This window comes from Veillonellales bacterium (assembly GCA_039680175.1).
Lineage (GTDB): Bacteria > Bacillota > Negativicutes > JAAYSF01 > JAAYSF01 > JBDKTO01.
Genome location: JBDKTO010000086.1, coordinates 23723 through 41921 on the forward strand (window position 1 = coordinate 23723; position 18199 = coordinate 41921).

The 18199-nt window shown below is 49.5% G+C and carries 15 protein-coding genes; 9 read left to right on the plus strand and 6 right to left on the minus strand.

What is annotated here, in order from left to right; genetic code table 11:
• The first annotated feature begins 217 nt into the window (after positions 1 to 217).
• On the plus strand, positions 218 to 2188 hold the full coding sequence (locus tag ABFC84_14485; protein MEN6413947.1) for a flagellin: 1971 nt from the start codon (positions 218 to 220) through the stop codon (positions 2186 to 2188).
• Positions 2189 to 2375: 187 nt separating this feature from the next.
• On the opposite strand, the gene ABFC84_14490 is transcribed toward ABFC84_14485, so the two are convergent.
• Positions 2376 to 2903: a hypothetical protein gene (locus ABFC84_14490; protein ID MEN6413948.1), complete on the minus strand. Its 528-nt coding sequence runs from the start codon at positions 2901 to 2903 to the stop codon at positions 2376 to 2378.
• A 184-nt stretch (positions 2904 to 3087) separates the two neighbouring features.
• Positions 3088 to 4383, minus strand: coding sequence for an ATP-binding protein (locus ABFC84_14495; protein ID MEN6413949.1), 1296 nt, complete (start codon positions 4381 to 4383; stop codon positions 3088 to 3090).
• A 352-nt stretch (positions 4384 to 4735) separates the two neighbouring features.
• On the opposite strand from ABFC84_14495, the gene ABFC84_14500 reads away from it, so the two are divergent.
• From ABFC84_14500 to ABFC84_14535, 8 genes are all read left to right on the plus strand, one after another.
• The gene (locus tag ABFC84_14500; GenBank protein ID MEN6413950.1) at positions 4736 to 4909 is read left to right on the plus strand and encodes a carbon storage regulator; all 174 of its coding nucleotides are present in this window, start codon (positions 4736 to 4738) and stop codon (positions 4907 to 4909) included.
• A 194-nt stretch (positions 4910 to 5103) separates the two neighbouring features.
• The gene (locus tag ABFC84_14505; protein MEN6413951.1) at positions 5104 to 5559 is read left to right on the plus strand and encodes a flagellar hook capping FlgD N-terminal domain-containing protein; all 456 of its coding nucleotides are present in this window, start codon (positions 5104 to 5106) and stop codon (positions 5557 to 5559) included.
• Positions 5560 to 5660: 101 nt separating this feature from the next.
• Complete coding sequence (locus ABFC84_14510) at positions 5661 to 7373, plus strand: flagellar hook-basal body complex protein (protein MEN6413952.1); 1713 nt, start codon at positions 5661 to 5663, stop codon at positions 7371 to 7373.
• 23 nt (positions 7374 to 7396) lie between these two features.
• Positions 7397 to 8872: a flagellar hook-associated protein FlgK gene (gene flgK, locus ABFC84_14515; GenBank protein ID MEN6413953.1), complete on the plus strand. Its 1476-nt coding sequence runs from the start codon at positions 7397 to 7399 to the stop codon at positions 8870 to 8872.
• A 27-nt stretch (positions 8873 to 8899) separates the two neighbouring features.
• Positions 8900 to 10405, plus strand: coding sequence for a flagellar hook-associated protein FlgK (gene flgK, locus ABFC84_14520; GenBank protein MEN6413954.1), 1506 nt, complete (start codon positions 8900 to 8902; stop codon positions 10403 to 10405).
• A 27-nt stretch (positions 10406 to 10432) separates the two neighbouring features.
• On the plus strand, positions 10433 to 11827 hold the full coding sequence (gene flgL / locus ABFC84_14525; protein ID MEN6413955.1) for a flagellar hook-associated protein FlgL: 1395 nt from the start codon (positions 10433 to 10435) through the stop codon (positions 11825 to 11827).
• 41 nt (positions 11828 to 11868) lie between these two features.
• Entirely contained in the window at positions 11869 to 13842 is a 1974-nt protein-coding gene (gene fliD, locus ABFC84_14530) for a flagellar filament capping protein FliD (GenBank protein ID MEN6413956.1), read from the plus strand.
• Between the two features lie 16 nt (positions 13843 to 13858).
• Positions 13859 to 14281: a hypothetical protein gene (locus ABFC84_14535; GenBank protein ID MEN6413957.1), complete on the plus strand. Its 423-nt coding sequence runs from the start codon at positions 13859 to 13861 to the stop codon at positions 14279 to 14281.
• Between the two features lie 7 nt (positions 14282 to 14288).
• Here the strand turns inward: ABFC84_14535 and ABFC84_14540 are convergent, their stop codons facing one another.
• From ABFC84_14540 to ABFC84_14555, 4 genes are all read right to left on the minus strand, one after another.
• Entirely contained in the window at positions 14289 to 14960 is a 672-nt protein-coding gene (locus ABFC84_14540) for a response regulator transcription factor (protein MEN6413958.1), read from the minus strand.
• A 124-nt stretch (positions 14961 to 15084) separates the two neighbouring features.
• Positions 15085 to 16302, minus strand: coding sequence for an ABC transporter permease (locus ABFC84_14545; protein ID MEN6413959.1), 1218 nt, complete (start codon positions 16300 to 16302; stop codon positions 15085 to 15087).
• Positions 16281 to 16994, minus strand: a complete 714-nt coding sequence (locus ABFC84_14550) for an ABC transporter ATP-binding protein (GenBank protein ID MEN6413960.1) — start codon at positions 16992 to 16994, stop codon at positions 16281 to 16283. Before ABFC84_14550 ends, ABFC84_14545 begins: the two co-directional genes overlap by 22 nt.
• 18 nt (positions 16995 to 17012) lie before the next feature.
• A complete protein-coding gene (locus ABFC84_14555) occupies positions 17013 to 18101 on the minus strand; it encodes an efflux RND transporter periplasmic adaptor subunit (protein MEN6413961.1) in 1089 nt (362 codons plus the stop codon).
• Positions 18102 to 18199 lie beyond the last annotated feature (98 nt).

Below are 18199 nucleotides of genomic sequence, written 5' to 3' on the forward strand. Positions count from 1 at the left end.
TTTTTTTACAGGGACGGAAAGTAGAATCGAATCATGCAGAAAGTTCAAGGACGATATTCTTTGTTGCCATCGGCAGGACGCCGGACAGGCAGCAAAGGGTGTCGTCCTTTTTGCTTCCATTCTTGATAATAAGCCGAGTGGCCATGAGGCTTGTTATAGATATGCAATCCTGTGAACACGGCAGTTCACAGTAACAAAAACAGGGAGGTTTTTTATTATGATTATCAATCACAATCTTGCATCACTGAACACCTTGAATGCTTTGAGCAAAAACGAAACTGCCACCCAGTCCTCGCTGGCGAAGCTGTCTTCCGGTCTCAGGATCAACAGTGCGTCCGACGATGCGGCCGGTCTGGCAATTTCGGAAAAAATGCGGGGCCAGATTCGCGGCCTCGATCAGGCCAAGAGTAATTCCCAGGACGGTATTTCCCTGGTACAGACGGCAGAAGGCGCCTTAAATGAAACCACCAGCATCCTCCAGCGGATGCGGGAACTGGCTGTCCAGGCTTCCAATGACACCGCCACCGACAGCGACCGTACCGCCTGCCAGAAGGAAGTCGCTCAGTTAAAAAGTGAAATCAACCGAATTTCCAGCACTACCCAGTTTAATACCAAGAATCTGCTGGACGGCAGTCTGGCGGCAGGCAGCAGTGTGGCTCTTGCCACGAAGCTGAATTCGTCCGCTTTAGAAACTTCCGCTACTCAGGGGACTGCGGTTGGTAGTGCTCTGACAGCTACTACTGCTTCACCGATTACCATTACGAGCGGCACAAATGATCAGATTAAATTAAATGTTGACGGCGCCGGCGATCAATCCATTACAATTGCGGCGGGAAGCTATACCAGCACATCCGATCTGGCAGCAGCAGTAAATACTGCTATCGGCAACAACACGGCTTTAGCCGGTAAAGTAACGGCGGAAGTGACCTCCAGCGGAGCATTATCTTTTGTATCCGCCAGTACCGGCACCAGCAGTTCGGTAGTTGTATCGGCAGGTACAAATGATGCAAGTGCAACACTGGGAATGTCATCTCCGACCTATGCAACCGGCAAAGCGGCTTCTGCAACTATTTCGGGAGATACTCATGGTACGGCTGCTGGGTCTGTTGCGCTTTCGAGTGCACTTACCGTTGCTAGTACCGCGAATACCCTTAACCTTACTTTGGATGGTGCCTCATCGGGGGTTGACATTTCAGTAGCAGCGGCTACTTATACTAGTTCAAGCAATCTAGTAAGTGCGATAAATACGGCAATAAATGGTTCTTCATTAAACGGAAAAGTTACAGCATCAGTCGACGGTAGTGATCATCTTGTATTTACCTCGACTTTAACGGGGACTTCTAGTTCTGTTAGTGTCACGGCTGGTACATCCAATAGCGGGTTGACAGCACTTGTGGGAACGGCCACAGCAGTTGCCGGTACCGGTGCCGGAGAAACTTTAGTTTCTTTGGCGGATTCCGACGGCAACAACTATGGCTTGAAATCAGGCAATCAGATCAACATCAGTGTACTGGTAGGCGGAGAACAAAAAACAGCTAAATTGGCCGTTACTTCGACGACTACATTGCAAAATCTGGCCGACTCGATCCAGGACGCCATCGGCGGTTCTTCCAGCGTTACCATTGAAGATAATAAGATCAAGATTACCGGACAGGCCGGTACGGCGAATACCGTTTCCGATCTTACCTTAACGGCGCAAACTTCAGCGACCGATACGACGGCAACGGCTGCTAATTTCGGCAGTGATCTGAGCGCTTACACGGAAACTCAGGCTGCTACCGATATTCGGGATGACGGGTCCCTCACCTTCCAAATCGGTGCCAACCAGAACCAGACCATGTCGGTAGATATTAATAAAATGAATGTTGAGTCTCTGGCTCTGTCTTCCGTCGATGTCAGCACTCAGGCCGGTGCGGAATCGGCTATCACAGTCATTGACAATGCAACCAGTGCAGTGTCTACCGAACGGGCAAAACTGGGCGCCTATGAAAACCGTCTGGATCATACCATTAATAACCTGACTACAACTTCTCAAAACATGACGACAGCCGAATCCCGGATTCGCGACGTGGATATGGCTTCCGAAATGGCCAACTATCAGAAGAACAGCGTTCTGCAGCAAGCGGCGCAGGCGATGCTGGCTCAGGCCAACCAACAGCCGCAGCAGGTTCTCTCGCTGCTGAAGTAATCCGGCTGACGGGATATAGAACGGTAGGGATAGAATAAACGCCGGAGACGTGTGTCTCCGGCGTTTGCTGTCGAATAAACGAGTAAAGGAATGTCCTGTGCACCAAGCAATGGTATATTATAGTTTTCCTTGGGGCGGCGCAAAGGCGCCCCGTAATAAAAAAATCCGGCGCAATGGCCGGATAAGTTTACTTTGCTACTTTTATATGTCGATTTAATTCCGCTTCATGGTTAAATAGCCGGGCATTGAGCAGATCAAACTTTGAATCCAGCAGAGCAATATCTTCTTTTGCAGCAGCTTTGCCGGTCAATACATCGAGGTTATGGCCTACGCTGTGGAGCTGGGCGTTGACTTCTTCCAGGTTGTGGCGCATAGCCTGAATCAATCGGCTGTTTTCATCCTGCTGGATTTTGCTGGCCATGTCCTGTTCGATTATAGCTAAGCGTTTGGTCATGTCTTGTTCGAATGCAGCTAAGCGTTTGGTCATGTCCTGCTCGAATGTAGCCAAGCGGGTGGTCATGTCTTGTTCGAATGTAGCTAAGCGGGTGGTGATGTCCTGTTCAAAAGCAGTTAAGCGGGTGGTCATGCCCTGTTCAAATGCAGCTAAGCGGGTGGTCATGTCTTGTTCAATTGTATCCAGGCGCTTGCTCATGTGCTGCTGGCCCTTCTCCATGCTGTCGAGCCGGGAAAGTATCTGTTGTAAAAGTTCTTCCATAGCCTTCACCGTCCTTTCCGTTAGGTCTATTTTATCATTGGAGGTGGTAGACGTGCAATATGAAAGTGCGGAGCCTTGCGCTGTTTTAGGATTGACTTCTTGGCGGATTTGTCCGGCAGCGCGATAGTGAAGGTGGCAGCAGCAGAGAGATTGCTTCGCTGGCGCTCGCAATGGCAAAATGCGGCTATTTGTCTGGCAGCGCTATAGTAAAATTGGTGCCTTTGCCGAGGGTACTGGCGACGGTGATGGTTCCGCCGTGGCTTTCGATGATCCATTTGGCGATGGACAGACCAAGGCCGGAGCCGCCCTTGGCACGGGACTGATCCACCTGGTAGAAGCGGTCGAAGATTTTGTCCAAACATTCTGCCGGGATCCCTTCGCCCGAGTCGGCTATAGTTATTATGTTTTGACTGCCTTTTTGCCGCAGAGAAATTTGGATGTGACCGCCGGAGGGGGTATGGCGGATGGCGTTGTCCAGTAATATGTTGATTACCTGCTTAATCCGGGCTGCATCACCGAAACTTTCCAAGGGAGAAGCGGCAAGCAGTTTCAGGGACACAGCTTTTGCCGCAGCCATTGCTTCAAAGGGAGCGGCGGCCTCGGCAATAGCCAGGTTCACTGATAATGGTTCCAGTATCAGCTTCTGCTGATGAGAATCGGCACGGGACAGGAAAAGCAGGGAATTAACCAGATTGCTCATACAGACGGTTTCTTCCTGAATGTTGTCAAGCCATTTGCGCTGATCGGCCACGGTTTCATCCGGACTTCCCCGGACGATGTCCAGGTTGGTTTGAATGACCGCCAGGGGGGTACGCAGTTCATGGGAAGCATCGGATAAGAAATCTTTTTGCTGCTGCCAGGCTTTTTGAATAGGAATCATGGCTCGGTTGGCCAGAAAGAAGCTGGCGCCAAAGGACAGCAGGGAACAGATTAGGCCGACGAGCAGCAAGGCGGCTGCCTGAAATTGCAGAATCGTTTTTTCCTGTGAATTATCATGAAACAGCAGCAGTGTACCCGGCTGATTTTTAAGGGGCGATTGATAAAAAGAATAGTTGATTTGATTGGATACAATCGAGCCTTTCGGGCTGTTCGTTTGTAAAGTTTCCCGGGTCAGCAATGATAGCTGCTCCGCCGGGAGGGAATGACCGGAGGAATGAAAAGTAATGGAACCGTCGGGGGAAGTTTCAACGAAAAAGAAGTTGGGTCCAGGGGGACGCTCGGGACGGGGAAGCGGCAGGGGCCCAGGCGGAGCAGGGGGAGGAGGAACGGGAGAGAGTCCGTCAGGGGGATTCTCTCGCTGGGGCAGGTCGGTGATCCGACCATCCTGAATGTCTTCCATAATTTTTTGCGCTAAAGAATCAGCATGATTTGCCATATTGATTTGCGAAAAGTAGTAGGTTCCCAGAATTAAAAGAAAAAAGAGAGCCAGCATGATAGACATATTGATGACTGTCAGTTTCAGTCGCAGTTTTTTGAACATTGCCAAACACCTTTCTGTTATTACTCCAAGAGAAATACCATTCCGTGAATTGCCCTATTTATTTATTGTAGCCGGTTATTCTTGGAAATTCCTTTGCTTTTTAAATAACCCCCTGGAAATGGCAAGCAAGAGCAAAGCGTCAAAATTTTTCATGATATTCTTTATTTTAATAAAAGTTTAATTAAAATTAAATAAATTTCAAAGAAATTCCCAAGAAATCAATGCGATAATAATATTGAAAGCAGCATAATGACAAGGATGATTCGATTGGTCGAACTAAACCTGCAGGACGCAAGGAAAGTTGGACAATAGAGTTGTCCTTTTTTATTTTTTATCAGGGAGGAGAGGTATTATGTTGGTATTAGGGAGAAAACCGGGAGAGTACATTATGATTGGAAAAGATATTATGGTGAAGGTTATTCGCAGTGATGCGGGAGATTTACGGCTGGCGATTGACGCGCCGAAAAACATCAATATTACCAGAGGAGAGATTTATGAGGATAAAGACAAGTATATCTCAATGTAAGAGTAACGAAGAGCAAATTGCAGTGAAGCAGCGATACCAAAGCTTCAAGGACGAATCCTTTTGCTGAACCAGGCAGGACGCCGGGACAGGCAGCAAAAGGGTTCGTCCTTTTTTTCGGCAGGAAGGAAAAGCGGTTAATAAGCCGCTGTTTAGGCGGTTTGTTATAAATAAAATGATTTAAGGGAGGAATATTTATGTCTACGAGTGCAGTGAGCAGCAGTTCCGATTATTGGATTACTCCGACGAGTACCGATACGGATACCAGCAGTACAAAAGGGAAAAGCGATTTGAGCGATTTTGCCAGTTTTATGAAAATTTTGTCCAGTGAACTGCAGAATCAGGACCCGACGGATCCGGTGAGCAATACGGAGTATGTAGCGCAGCTGGCTCAAGTGGAGTCCTTATCTCAGCTCCAATCTATGAACAACAGCATTGCGGCCAACAGCGCCTATAGTCTGCTTGGTAAAACGGTGACTTATGAGACCACCGATTCCAGTACCGGCGTTACCACAACAGCCAGCGGCACGGTATCGGCAGTAGTGCTAAAAGACAGTGTTCCTTATATAACGGTAAATGGTGAAACGGTAAAGGCCAGCACCGTTCAGCAGGTGGCTTCCGCCAGTTCCGGGACAAGCTCTGCTACGGCTTAAGAAACAATACTGCTGTAATTGAATTTAATCAGCCGGACCCCTTTGGGGAGGCTGTTCCTATTTCTGACCGAACGATGAAATAGAATCAGGGGGAAATGCATATGTCAACAGCAATGTATTCCGGTGTGTCCGGTCTAAAATCCCAACAGACGAAACTGGACGTAATCGGCAATAATATTTCCAATATCAGTACGGCCGGCTATAAAAGCCAACGGGTGACTTTCAGTGATATTCTCAGCCAAACGATTAATGCGGCTACCGGTCCCAGTACATCTTCCAACCGGGGCGGGACAAACCCCGAACAGATTGGTCTCGGCGTCAGCGTAAGCTCGGTTGATACCAATATGACGACCGGCAGTACCCAGTCGACAGGCGACACGATGGACGTATCCATCGGCGGCGACGGCTTTTTTATTGTCCAGAGCGGCACCGGCAGCGATTATGAATTTACCCGGGCGGGTAATTTCGGTGTGGACAAGAACGGCAATCTGACGGTTAACGGACGGAAAGTCTGCGGCTGGGAAAAATACAGCACGGATTCCAGCGGCTCGACTACCTATGACACGCAAACAACCGTTGAACCGCTTAATCTGTTTTCCGACAGCGTGAACGGCAATAAAAAGGTGATTGCGCCGGAAGCAACTACTACGGAAACTTTTTCCGGCAATTTGGACCCGACAAAAACCGCCGCCGGAACGGGTCTGAGTACAATCGGCACGGTTCCCACTACGGCGGATTCAACGACGACGATGACGGTATATGATTCCGAGGGCAACAGCCATGATATTCAGGTAAAAATGTATAAATGCTATACCGATGCCAGTACCGGCGGTACGGAAACCGGCAATGTGGCTCTTACGGGTACAGCCCTGACGGTTAGCAGTTCTGCCAATACGATTAAGCTTAAAGTGGATGGCGATACTACCGGTGTTGATATTTCCGTCGCGGCGAGCACGTACAGCAGCGCAAGCGATCTGGTGAAGGCGGTAAACAGTGCTATTAATGCCACAGCGTTAAGCGGAAAAGTAACGGCTGCCCTTGACAGCAACAACCATCTTGTCTTTACTTCAACATCAACCGGTACATCCAGTACGGTGACAGTTGAGTCAGGTGGAAGCAATGACGGTTTGGCGGCTTTGGTTGGCACTACCGGGACAAGTAACACCACCGGCACAACCGGAACCGGTAATACTTCCTGGTTCTGGCAGGCAGTACCTTCCTCTTCTGATTTGACGGTAGGCGTTCCTGCCTCTGGGTATATTGAATTTGACAGTAACGGCAAGCTGATTACTACTGATACGACGAACTATAATACAACTCCCAGTATCACTCTAAATCCGGCTGCTTCCGTTGGTTCCGGCTCGTTTTCTGTAAAACTGGATATGTCTTCACTTTCCACCTATACTACCAGCACCACCAGTTCGGTAACTGCCAGTGGCGACGGTTATGCCGCCGGTGAGTTGAGCGATGTGAGTATCGGCAGTGACGGCATTATTACCGGATCTTACAGCAATGGGAAAAAGCAGTCGCTGGCGATGATTGCACTGGCCGCTTTTACCAATCCAGCCGGTTTGGAAAAAGTAGGGAATAATTTATATAAAACGACGACCAACTCCGGTAATTTCACCGGCGGCGTAGAGGCCGGGTCCGGCGGCACCGGCACGTTAAGTTCGGGCACATTGGAAGGATCCAATGTGGACCTGGCGGAGCAGTTCAGCGACATGATGGTTACGGAGCGGGCCTATCAGGCCAACAGCAAGGTAATTACCACTTCGGATACTATGATGGAAACTCTAATTAACATGATACGGTAATAACAGATAAAGGAGTACCGGCTATGAGTTCGACGTTTAATACGTATAATATTGCAACCACCGGTATGTATGTCAGTCAGGCCAGTCTGTCGGTGGTCAGCAATAATCTTGCCAATATCAGTACGACCGGCTATTCCCGGCAGAAGGCCGTCAGCGAGGAGAAAACCGTTTCGACAGGGGTGGATACTTCTTATGGCACCGGTGTCGGTCTGGAAGAGATTTCCCGGGCAAGGGATGTTTTTCTCGATCAGACGTACCGGCAGGAAAAGGCACAAACGGAGTATTACAATACGAAAAACAATCTGCTGGAAGACGCGCAAAAACTGTTGAATGAATACGGCAGCAGTTCCAGCAGCACCAATTCGGAAAATGGATTGCAGCAGACGGTCACGGATTTTTTTGACGGCTGGGAGCAGTTAACGAAGGATCCCGGCAGTCAAAGTACCCGCAAATCGGTACTGGAATACGCCGACGCTTTGGTAACCACCTTCAATGAAGTGAATACGCAGCTGACAGAAATGCAGCAGGATGCCGGCAGCCGGGTCAAGGACGGTGTCGACAGTCTGAATAAGCTGGCGAAGCAGGTGGTTGCGCTGAATCAGAAAATCAGCCGAGCAGAAGCCAACGGCAACGAAGACTGCAACTTGCGGGATCAACGGGATGAACTGCTGGATCAGATGTCATCTCTGGCCAATATTACCGTCAACGAGCAGTCCGACGGCAGTCTGAATGTCAGTATCGGCGGGGTGTCTTTGGTTCAGGGAAACAGCACCCACACCCTGGGAACGGTGGAAGACGGATCGACAATACAGGTAGTATGGTCGGATTTAGGCAGCACTGCCGCTATTTCCAGCGGCAGCATCAAGGCCAACATGGAGGAAGCGGACCAAAGCGCTTTTACGGCAATTTCCGGTTCTGCGTCCTATGACTTTACTGCCGATGGAAACAGCTCCCTGGCTTCATTACGCCAGGGACTGAATGATTTGGTTACTACCATTGCTAATAAGGTGAATACCCTATTGGCATCCGGTAAGGATCTGGATGGCAATACCGGCGCGGCTTTGTTTGTTGCGGCGGATGATAATAAACCTTTGGAATTAGGAAATATTGAGGTCAATTCCGTCATAACCGCCGATGTGGACAAACTGGCGGCAGGGACAACCGGTGAAACGGATGATGCTACGATCGCCACCGAAATCAACGCCTTGAAGACCAATAAAATTTTTAGCAGCGATGGTCTGTCAATGAACGTGACGAGTTTTTATCAGGCGGTTGTTTCCTGGATTTCAACGGCGGGGAATACGGCCAGCAGCAATTATGATACCCAGAATACATTGTTGCAGCAGGCGGAAAGCCAGAGACAGTCGATCTCGTCTGTTTCGCAGGATGAAGAGATGTCGAACATGATTGTCTATCAAAATGCTTATAACGCCAGCGCGCGGCTGTTAAGCACGATTGATTATTTATTAGGTGATCTCATTGACAAACTGGGCAGTTAAGCCAGTTTTTGGCTTGGAGGGAGAGAAATGAATTCAACGTTTACCGGCATTAATATCGCCAGCCGGGGATTATACGCCAGTCAGGTGGCGATGTCGGTTACTACGAATAACATGAGCAATGCGAATACGACCGGCTATTCCCGGCAGGAGGTCAATCAGACTCCCCTGGGAGTAGCGGCAGTTTACGCCGGCCAGTCCATTCTCGGCAACGGCACGGAAGTTACTTCCGTAGACCAGCTGCGGGATACCCGGCTGGATCAGCGGTATTGGCAGGAAAATACTCGGCTGGGGAACTGGGAGACAAAATCTTCTGCCTTAACGGAAATTGAATCGGTGCTGAATCCCACTTCAACAAGCAGCGGGTTCAGTACAGTTTTTAACAATTTTTATTCCGCTCTGGAAAGTTTGGACAAAACGCCGGGCGACAGTTCCACCCGTAATACTGTGCAGGAAGACGGCAAGGCGGTGTGCCAGTATTTGAACGAGGCATCTCAGGAATTGACGGCAATCAGAGAAGACGAGAATTGTGCAGTCAAGACGACAGTGGATCAGATTAATTCCTATGCCGGGCAGATCGCTGATTTAAACAGCCGGATCAGTCAGGCGGTTGCTGCCAATGCCAGCACCAATGAACTGAAAGATCAGCGGAATCTGCTGCTGGACAAGCTGTCTAATCTGACGGATATAACGGTAACGGAAGACGCAAGCGATAATAACCAGATGACGATTCGCGTTGACGGCACCACCTTAGTGAATGGCGGTGAGGCGAATGAGCTGGAAATTACGGAGGATAGTACCAATGACGGGATGTACAGCGTGAAATGGGGAAAAACGGGGGACAGTTTTACAACAACCGGCGGCCAGCTGAAAGCCGAACTGGATTTGCGCGATGGGGACGGAACCGATTCCTCCTATCAAGGAATTCCCTATTATATCAATCAGTTGAACAAGTTTGCCCAGACCTTTGCTCAAGCTTTCAATGAGGGCACAGCTTCTTATTCCGGTCATGCCGACGGTTATCTGTCGGATGGCACTACAACCGGCATTCGCTTTTTTTCCTATGATGATACCTCATCGGCTGATTTCACTGCGGAGATTACCAGCGAAGGAGCGGCTGCGGCTTATCAAAAGATTACCGCCGCCAATATTTCTTTATCCAAGGACATTGAGGATAATGTATCCAATATTGCGGCAGCCGACAGTAGCGGTGGGACGGATAACGCGAATAATGTAGATCAGCTGATTAAGCTGGTTAAAGACAGCAGTATGTTCAATAAAGGCACGCCGGAGGATTTTTACAATTCCATTGTTTCCACGTTAGCCACCGACAGTTCAACGGCTCAGCGTTCTTCCACCAATGCCACCAGCTTGGTCAAAACCATTAACGACCGCCGGACTTCGGTATCCGGCGTGGATACCAATGAGGAAACAGCCACGATGACAAAGTATCAGCAGGCCTATGAAGCATCTTCTAAGATGGTAAGCGTATGGGATGAACTGTACGCTAAAACCATTGCCATGGTGAATGATTAATTTCGACAAGAGGAGAGGCGGCTTTTCATGCGGGTAACGAACAGCATGCTGATTTCAAACAGCATTTATAATATCGGCAATAATACGAAACGGCTGGAAAAGGCACAGCAACAGCAGTCGACCCAGTCGAAGATCGAGCTGCCGTCGGATGATCCGGAGGTGGCGACACAGGCGGTCAAATACCGCAATTATGTGTCGACAGTGGAGCAGTACAAGAAAAATGTCAATGACGCAACTTCCTGGATGAAGGTGACGGAAGGGGCGCTCAGTGATCTGCATGATGTGGTACAGCAGGTCCGCGACTTGACGGTACAGGCTTCCAACACAGGGATTCTGAGCGAATCCAATCTTACGGATATTAAGCAGGAGGTAGCGCAGTTACAGAAAACGGTAATTCAGACGCTGAATACTTCTTATGCCGGCCGGTATGTTTTTGCCGGCTACGATACCGATACGGAGCCTTATGAAACAACGACCGTCACAGCCGGAACTTCTACGGTGGATAAAGTCACTTTTAAAGGCAAAATAGTGGACTTGAACGGAGCGGTAGCCAGCGATGTGGATTCTACGGCTTATGCTGCCGCTTACGCCGGTGAAACTGCTTCCGGCAGCGCCTACCAGGATAGCGGCGTAGATCAGTCGATGAAATATAATATCGGCTTCGGCAATCAGATCACAGTCAATGTGGAAGGCCAGGACGTTGTCGGCACCGACTCGGGCAGCAATTTATTTGCCACTTTTGATAAATTACTGATTGGTTTGAGCGGCGGAACAAGCTATCAGAGTATTTCCGGGGGCACGGCAACGGGCAGTGCGGCCCTTTCGTCCGGTGGTTATACGGTTACTGCGGGTACTAATGATACGCTGAATCTAGCTGTGGATGGGGGCGCGGCAGCGACGATCACGATTCCCGCCGGTACCTATTCTTCTGCCAGCGCCTTTGTGGCGGCTGTCAACAAAGGCATTAGCGCCAGTTCCTTAACCGGCAAAGTAACTGCCTCTCTCAACAGCAGCAGCAACCTGGTTTTTACAACCACTGCTACAACGACTTCCAGTACGGTAGCCGTTACCGAAGGAAACGGCGCCATGGGGACGTATGTCGGGACGGCGGCGACAGCGGCCGGCGGTACTTCCCAAACGACTTCTTTTACCCTCAGTGATGTTTTAGGCGATTTGGATACGGATCTTGACCGGATATCCGCCGTTACTTCGAATTTGGGCGCGAGAGAAAAAACAGCCACGATTGCTGCTAATCGCTTGAGTGATGAAAATACGGTTTATACGAAGTTAATGTCCACCAATGAGGATGTGGATACGGCCGAATCGACAACGAATGTGGCGACTGCCGAAACAGTGTATGAGGCATCTTTGTCCGCTGCCGCCAAGGCTATTTCCAAGACATTGCTGGATTATATCAGTTAAATTGAAAATGGCAAATTAAATGACCAAAGGAGGGAGAGTCTATGTCCAGTTCTTCAAGCAGTTCGATCAGTGCGACAACGGTTAACGGTGTTACCCGGTTCAGCGGTTTGTCTTCCGGCATTGATGTGGATTCCCTGGTGCAGAAACTCATCAGCGCTGATTCCGGCACCCTGAATAAACTGAAACAGGAAAAGCAGATTGACGAATGGAAACAGGAGCAGTACCGGACGATCGTCAGCGATGTTCAGACATTTACCAATAAGTATTTGAATTTGACTTCGTCCGACAGTATCCTGAATCAAAGCAATTTTCAGCAATTTTCGGTTAGCAGCGATAACAGCGCGGTTTCGGCCACAGCCACCAGCTCGGCAGTGAAAGGAAGCCATACGATTACTGTCAGCCAGTTGGCTACCGCCGCCACTCAGTCCAGTGTCAGCGGCATGACGAAAGATGTGGAAGGCTCTGCTGCAGCTACTTATGCTACTCTCAAGGGAACCAGCTTTACGATTACCGTAGACGGGACTGCCCGGACGGTAAATTTTGATTCTGCCTACGATTCTTCTTCCCAAACCGGGATGGAATATGTGCAGGCGGCGATTAATAAAGCCATCGGCACGACGACCACAAGCGACGGCACCACTACTACCACGACGATTAATAAGGTAACGGTCGGTACCGACAGCAGCGGGTATCTGACATTTACCCCTACTGCTGACAGCGGTGTGGGCAGTATTACTATCAGTGACGCTTCTTCCAAAGGGTCATTTTCGGCCTTAGGGTTTAGCAGCAGTTCCAATCTGACCAACCGGCTGAGCACATCGGATACCCTGGCAACCATTGCCGGCAAGCTGAAGTCGGATTATGCTTTTGCCTTTGATTCATCGTCGGGAGAAATAGCATTTACAATCAATGGTGAGAAGTTTTCTTTTGATAAGACCGATACCCTGAGTGATATGATCAGTACAGTCAATAAAGACACGACTGCCGGTGTAACCATGAAATACGATACGAATACGGATCAGCTGGTGGTTACCGCCAACAATACCGGCGCCGGCAACACCATTGCGCTGGAAGATACGACGGGAACGTTTGTGTCCAAGCTGTTAACTACCTCTACCGAAGGCAAGGATTCCCAGACGGTGCTGGACGGACAGAAGCTGACCCGCAGTTCTAATTCCATTACTCAGGACGGCGTGACGTATACTTTGAATGCAGTTACCACCAGTACGGATAACGTCAGCGTAACTCAGGATGTGGACGGGATTTATGATAAAATCAATAATTTCGTTACGGCGTATAATAGCCTGCTTGACGAAATAAACGGCAAGCTGTCGGAGAGTTATGACAGTGATTATGCGCCGCTGACCGACGCCCAGGAAAGTTCCATGTCGGATACGGAAATTACCAATTGGAACAAAAAAGCCGAAACCGGCTTGCTGGAGAATGATTCGGTATTGCAAAATATGGTGTATAATATGCGCAACGCGCTGATGAGCTCTGTTTCCGGGCAGTCGGAGTCGCTGACGAAAATTGGAATTACCACCAGTACCTATACGGAAAAGGGGAAACTGCATGTGGCTGAGGATACGCTGAAAGCGGCGATTTCTACTGACCCGGAAGGGGTAATGAACCTTTTTACGCAGCAGTCCGCATCCTATGGGGGAACGACTACCGTCCGTACGCTGAACAGCAGTGAGCGAAAAACCCGGACTAAGGAAGAGGGACTGGCGTACAAGCTATATGATGTTCTTCAGGACAATGTCGGGACAGTGCGGGATTCCAGCGGCAATAAGGGTCTGTTGATTCAAAAAGCCGGGGTTACAGACGATGCCTCGGAAACAGACAATGTTTTATCAAAAGACCTGGACAGCCTGGCGGATAAAATCAGTGATGAGGAAGACCGGCTCAGCAATGAGGAAGACCGCTATTATACCCAGTTTACCAATATGGAAACGGCTATAGAACAATTATCCACCCAGTCGTCGATTATTTCTTCCTTCAGTTCCAGTTCTTGATGAGGTGAAACAGCCAATGGAAGAAGCAGGAACAGCCTTATATGAGCAAATGATGGAAAAATTGGCTATCCTTGATAAAATAAGTATCAATACTAAGATTCAAATCCGGTTTATCCATCAGCGTAAAATGAAGGGGTTATTGCGCTTATTACGGGAGCGGGCTCAATATCTCCGGGAACTGCAAGAAATAGAGGAAAAGAAGTTACCGGAGAATCATTTTATAACCGAAAATGGAGCAGTAAAAAAAATGCTCCTGCTGATTCGCGGGAAACAGCAGGAGATTATCCGGGACAACAAGGAGGCGCTGGCAGCCGCTGTTAGCGAGAAAACCAGGATCATGGCTGATTTGCAGCGGCTGCGGTCACGGGAAAAAATGAATAATTCCTACAATATCCGCTGGCGGCATGTTGCCGGCAGGCGGATTAACCAAAAAGGATAGAGCCCTGTTAAAGGGCTTTTTCTTCTTGGAAAAAATAGCCCACGCCCCGCACTGTTTTGATACTGGAAATATTCAGCTTTTTGCGCAGGTAATAGATGTAAAGATCCACATTGGCCATGGCGCTTTCAGAATTATAGCCCCAAACGTGTTCCAGGATATATTCCTTGGTCATTACCTGCCCCATATTGCGCATTAACAATTCTAACAATAAGGATTCTTTCAGGGTTAAGTGGATGACCGTATCGCCCTTTCTTACTTCACTGCGTAAGGGATCAAGCGTCAGCCCGGCAGCCGATAAGGTATTGTTTACTAAATTCTTGTTTTTCCGGCGGGTTAAGGCTCTTATTCTGGCCAGAAGTTCCTCCGTAAAAAACGGTTTGACCAGATAATCGTCGGCGCCGGCATCCAAACCTGCCACCCGGTCTTTAGGCGCATCTTTCGCGGTTAAAAAAATCACCGGAGTATCAAATTTCAGGCTGCGGAATTCTTTTAATAAGTCGATGCCGCTTTTTTGGGGCAGCATATAATCCAAAATGAGTAGATCGTATGTGCCGGTAGCCGCCATTTCAATTCCTGTTTCCCCATCCAGCGCAGTGTCGATCGCGTAGCCGTTTTTTTTCAGCAGATAGGCCAGCGCCTCGACTAATTTGCGTTCGTCTTCCACTAATAGTAGCTTCATTTATAAAAAACCCCTACATGGTAAACAGCCGTGTTCAAATTTTCCATCCGTGGATTATCTTTCTATATTATAGATATAAATTCTTTGAATCTCATTGGAATTTTAAAAATTTTCTTATTCCACGCTACTCATATCTTAGGGCTTCGATCGGATCAAGGAGCGCCGCCTTCCGGGCAGGATAGATACCGAAAAATAAGCCGATCATGACGGTGACACTGAAAGATCCCACAATTGCCGCCGGAGAGATGACTGTATTCCAGCCGGCGAATTGGGTAATGGCATAGGCGCCGGCTACTCCCAGACAAATACCGATGAGTCCGCCGGTGACGCTGATCACAATGGCTTCGATTAGAAATTGCAGCAGGATATTGCCGTAAGTAGCGCCAATGGCTTTGCGGATGCCGATTTCCCGGGTTCGCTCCGTGACGGAAACCAGCATAATATTCATAATGCCGATACCGCCGACCAGCAGGGAGATAGCGGCAATGGCGCCCAGAAACAGAGTAATGGTCTGAGTGGTTTCTTTTACCGTACTCATCAGAGCCGTCAGGTTGCGAACGGTAAAGTCGTCGTCAGCATTAGCCGCGATATGATGGCGGCTTCGCAGCAGGCTGGTTACGTCTTCCTGGACCTGATCGATTACTTTATCATTTTCCACCTGTATGCTGATATTGTGCAGATAGGTAATGCCCAGGACACGGTCTTGAGCGGTGGCGAGAGGAATAATAACCGTGTCGTCCTGATCCTGCCCCATAGAGGACTGACCCTTGCTTTCCAGGACGCCGATAACCCGGAAAGGCGCATTATTAATGCGGATGGTCTTGCCTACCGGAGTGGTATTGGGAAATAGATTATCGGCAACTGTCTGCCCCAGTACGGCTACCCGGGAGCGGGAATTTTCCTCGCTGGTACTGAAAAACGTACCGGAGGACACCTGAAAATTTCGGACTGCCAGGAAGTCCGGCGTCGTCCCCTGAACATTGGTTTTCCAATTCTGATTGCCGTAGATGATCTGAAACTGGCTGCTGACAGCCGGCGCTACGTATTTTACACCGGCGATTTCTTTCCCGATGGCCGTGGCATCCTGCCTGGTCAGAGTGATATTGGAGCCTGCTGCCAGACGCACCCCGCCGGAAGGGGAATTAGACCCCGGCATGACGATCAGCAGGTTGCTTCCCAGGCCGGCGATAGAGCTTTGCACTTTCTGCTGCACTCCCAACCCCAGGGATACCATGGCAATGACGGCGCCGACGCCGATGATGATTCCCAGCATAGTCAGAAAGGAGCGGAGTTTATTTGCTTTTAATCCTTCAAAGGCAATCAGGATACTTTCCCAGAACAATCCGCCACCTCCTGCCTGATTTCATCGTGAATGATTTCTCCGTCCCGGACTTGGATGACCCGTTTGGCGTAAGCGGCAATATCTGGTTCATGGGTGACCATGATTACAGTCCGGCCCTGCTCATTCAGCCGGCAAAAAATGTCCATAATCTCGTTGCTGGACTTGGTATCCAGATTTCCGGTAGGCTCGTCGGCAATCAATATGGGCGGGTCGTTGATAAGCGCCCGGGCGATGGCCACCCGCTGCCGCTGACCGCCGGAAAGTTCATTGGAACGGTGATGCTGTCGGTCTGCCAGCCCTACTTTCGCCAAATTTTCCCCGGCTTTCGCCAACCGAGTCTGCTTATTTATCCCGGCATAGACCAGGGGCAGAGCGACATTCTGCAAGGCTGACATCCGCGGCAGCAGATTGAAGTTTTGAAAGACAAACCCGATTCGCTGATTGCGTACCACAGCCAGCTGGGATTCGGCCAAAGCGGCCACTTCGCTGCCGTCTAAGCGATAGGAACCGGCGGTGGGCCGGTCCAGACAGCCCAGAATATTCATCAGAGTGGACTTCCCGGATCCGGACGGACCGGTGATGGCGGCAAATTCACCCTGTTGGATAGAGAGGGTGACACCGGCCAGGGCGTGGACCAGAGTATCGCCCATGGAATAAGTTTTTGTTATATCGGTAAGCTCAATGATAGCCATTCTTAGTTCCTCCTTGCGCTAAATCGGAGGGTGCGACGGTCCCTGATTGCTGCTGTTCTTTTTTGTCGCTGTCCCGGTCCCTGCTTTTGCTGTGGACAGGACAATCTCGTCGCCTTCCTGCAGGCCGCTGAGAATTTCAACCTTTTCCTGATCGTATAAGCCGGTTTGGACTGGCATGCTTTGTGCAATGCCATTTACCATCACAGTTACATATTTTTGTCCCTGTTCTTCTTTGACGGCGGTTAAAGGTACTGTCAGCACATTATTCCTCTGTGCCACGTACAAGGTCACTCTGGCCGTCATTGTCGGGTACAGAAGGCCTTCCGGTGAATCCACATCCACGTAAACGGGATAGTAAACAACGTTGGAAGAAGTGGTGGCGCTGCGGGAGATGCTGCTGACTCTGCCGGTAAAGGTTTTATCCGGATACGCGTCTACGGTAAAGGAAACCTGCTGACCGGCGTTGACTTTGCCGATATCCGATTCATCCACCTGGACTTTAATCTGCATTTTGGACATATCGGCAATATTCATAACGACCTGGGGAGTGGAAATACCCTGGGAGATCGTCTGCCCGGCCGGAGTAGGCTTGCCGACGACCGTGCCGGAGATCGGTGCCCGGATTACATAATAGTCCAGCTGGGAAGCAATATTGTCATAGTTCGATTTTGCCACCAAATAATTGGTCCGGTCGGTATCCAGCTGCTGAACCGCTTCCGCGCCCACGGCGGCCAGCCTTTTGCTGCGCTCATAGTTGGCGGCGCAATTGTCGACCTGAGCCTGATATTGGGCTAATTGGGCTCTGAGGGTGGAGTCGTCCAGGACGAACAGAATCTGGCCGGCGGCTACCTGATCGTTTTCTTTTACCCGGACTTCGGTAATCAGGCCGGTTACCCGGGAGCCGACTTCTACCGTGTTGACGGCGGAAATCGTTCCGGTAGCGGAAACGGTGGACTGAATGCTGCTTCGTATTACGGTGGTTGTGTTTTGCGCTGTGGCAGGAGTACTGCCTTTTTTAGCATAATAGGCAGCTGCGCCGGCGGCAGCTGCCGCCATAAGCAATATAAAAACAATCCATCCTTTGTATTTCTTCCAAAATTTTTGCATAAATCAGCCTCGCTTGTTATTTAAGATAGTAACATTCTTTATTATGCAGGATAATTGTTACAGTTTTGTTACAAGGATTGGAACTTGATTGGATTTTT

Excerpts from the sequence above, each read along its gene's own strand:
- ABFC84_14485 (MEN6413947.1), top strand. The coding sequence starts at position 218 with ATGATTATCAATCACAATCTTGCATCACTGAACACCTTGAATGCTTTG.
- flgK (MEN6413953.1), top strand. The coding sequence starts at position 7,397 with ATGAGTTCGACGTTTAATACGTATAATATTGCAACCACCGGTATGTAT.
- ABFC84_14510 (MEN6413952.1), top strand. The coding sequence starts at position 5,661 with ATGTCAACAGCAATGTATTCCGGTGTGTCCGGTCTAAAATCCCAACAG.
- ABFC84_14500 (MEN6413950.1), top strand. The coding sequence starts at position 4,736 with ATGTTGGTATTAGGGAGAAAACCGGGAGAGTACATTATGATTGGAAAA.
- ABFC84_14550 (MEN6413960.1), bottom strand. The coding sequence starts at position 16,994 with ATGGCTATCATTGAGCTTACCGATATAACAAAAACTTATTCCATGGGC.
- fliD (MEN6413956.1), top strand. The coding sequence starts at position 11,869 with ATGTCCAGTTCTTCAAGCAGTTCGATCAGTGCGACAACGGTTAACGGT.
- ABFC84_14555 (MEN6413961.1), bottom strand. The coding sequence starts at position 18,101 with ATGCAAAAATTTTGGAAGAAATACAAAGGATGGATTGTTTTTATATTG.
- ABFC84_14490 (MEN6413948.1), bottom strand. The coding sequence starts at position 2,903 with ATGGAAGAACTTTTACAACAGATACTTTCCCGGCTCGACAGCATGGAG.
- ABFC84_14535 (MEN6413957.1), top strand. The coding sequence starts at position 13,859 with ATGGAAGAAGCAGGAACAGCCTTATATGAGCAAATGATGGAAAAATTG.
- ABFC84_14540 (MEN6413958.1), bottom strand. The coding sequence starts at position 14,960 with ATGAAGCTACTATTAGTGGAAGACGAACGCAAATTAGTCGAGGCGCTG.
- ABFC84_14495 (MEN6413949.1), bottom strand. The coding sequence starts at position 4,383 with ATGTTCAAAAAACTGCGACTGAAACTGACAGTCATCAATATGTCTATC.
- flgL (MEN6413955.1), top strand. The coding sequence starts at position 10,433 with ATGCGGGTAACGAACAGCATGCTGATTTCAAACAGCATTTATAATATC.
- flgK (MEN6413954.1), top strand. The coding sequence starts at position 8,900 with ATGAATTCAACGTTTACCGGCATTAATATCGCCAGCCGGGGATTATAC.
- ABFC84_14505 (MEN6413951.1), top strand. The coding sequence starts at position 5,104 with ATGTCTACGAGTGCAGTGAGCAGCAGTTCCGATTATTGGATTACTCCG.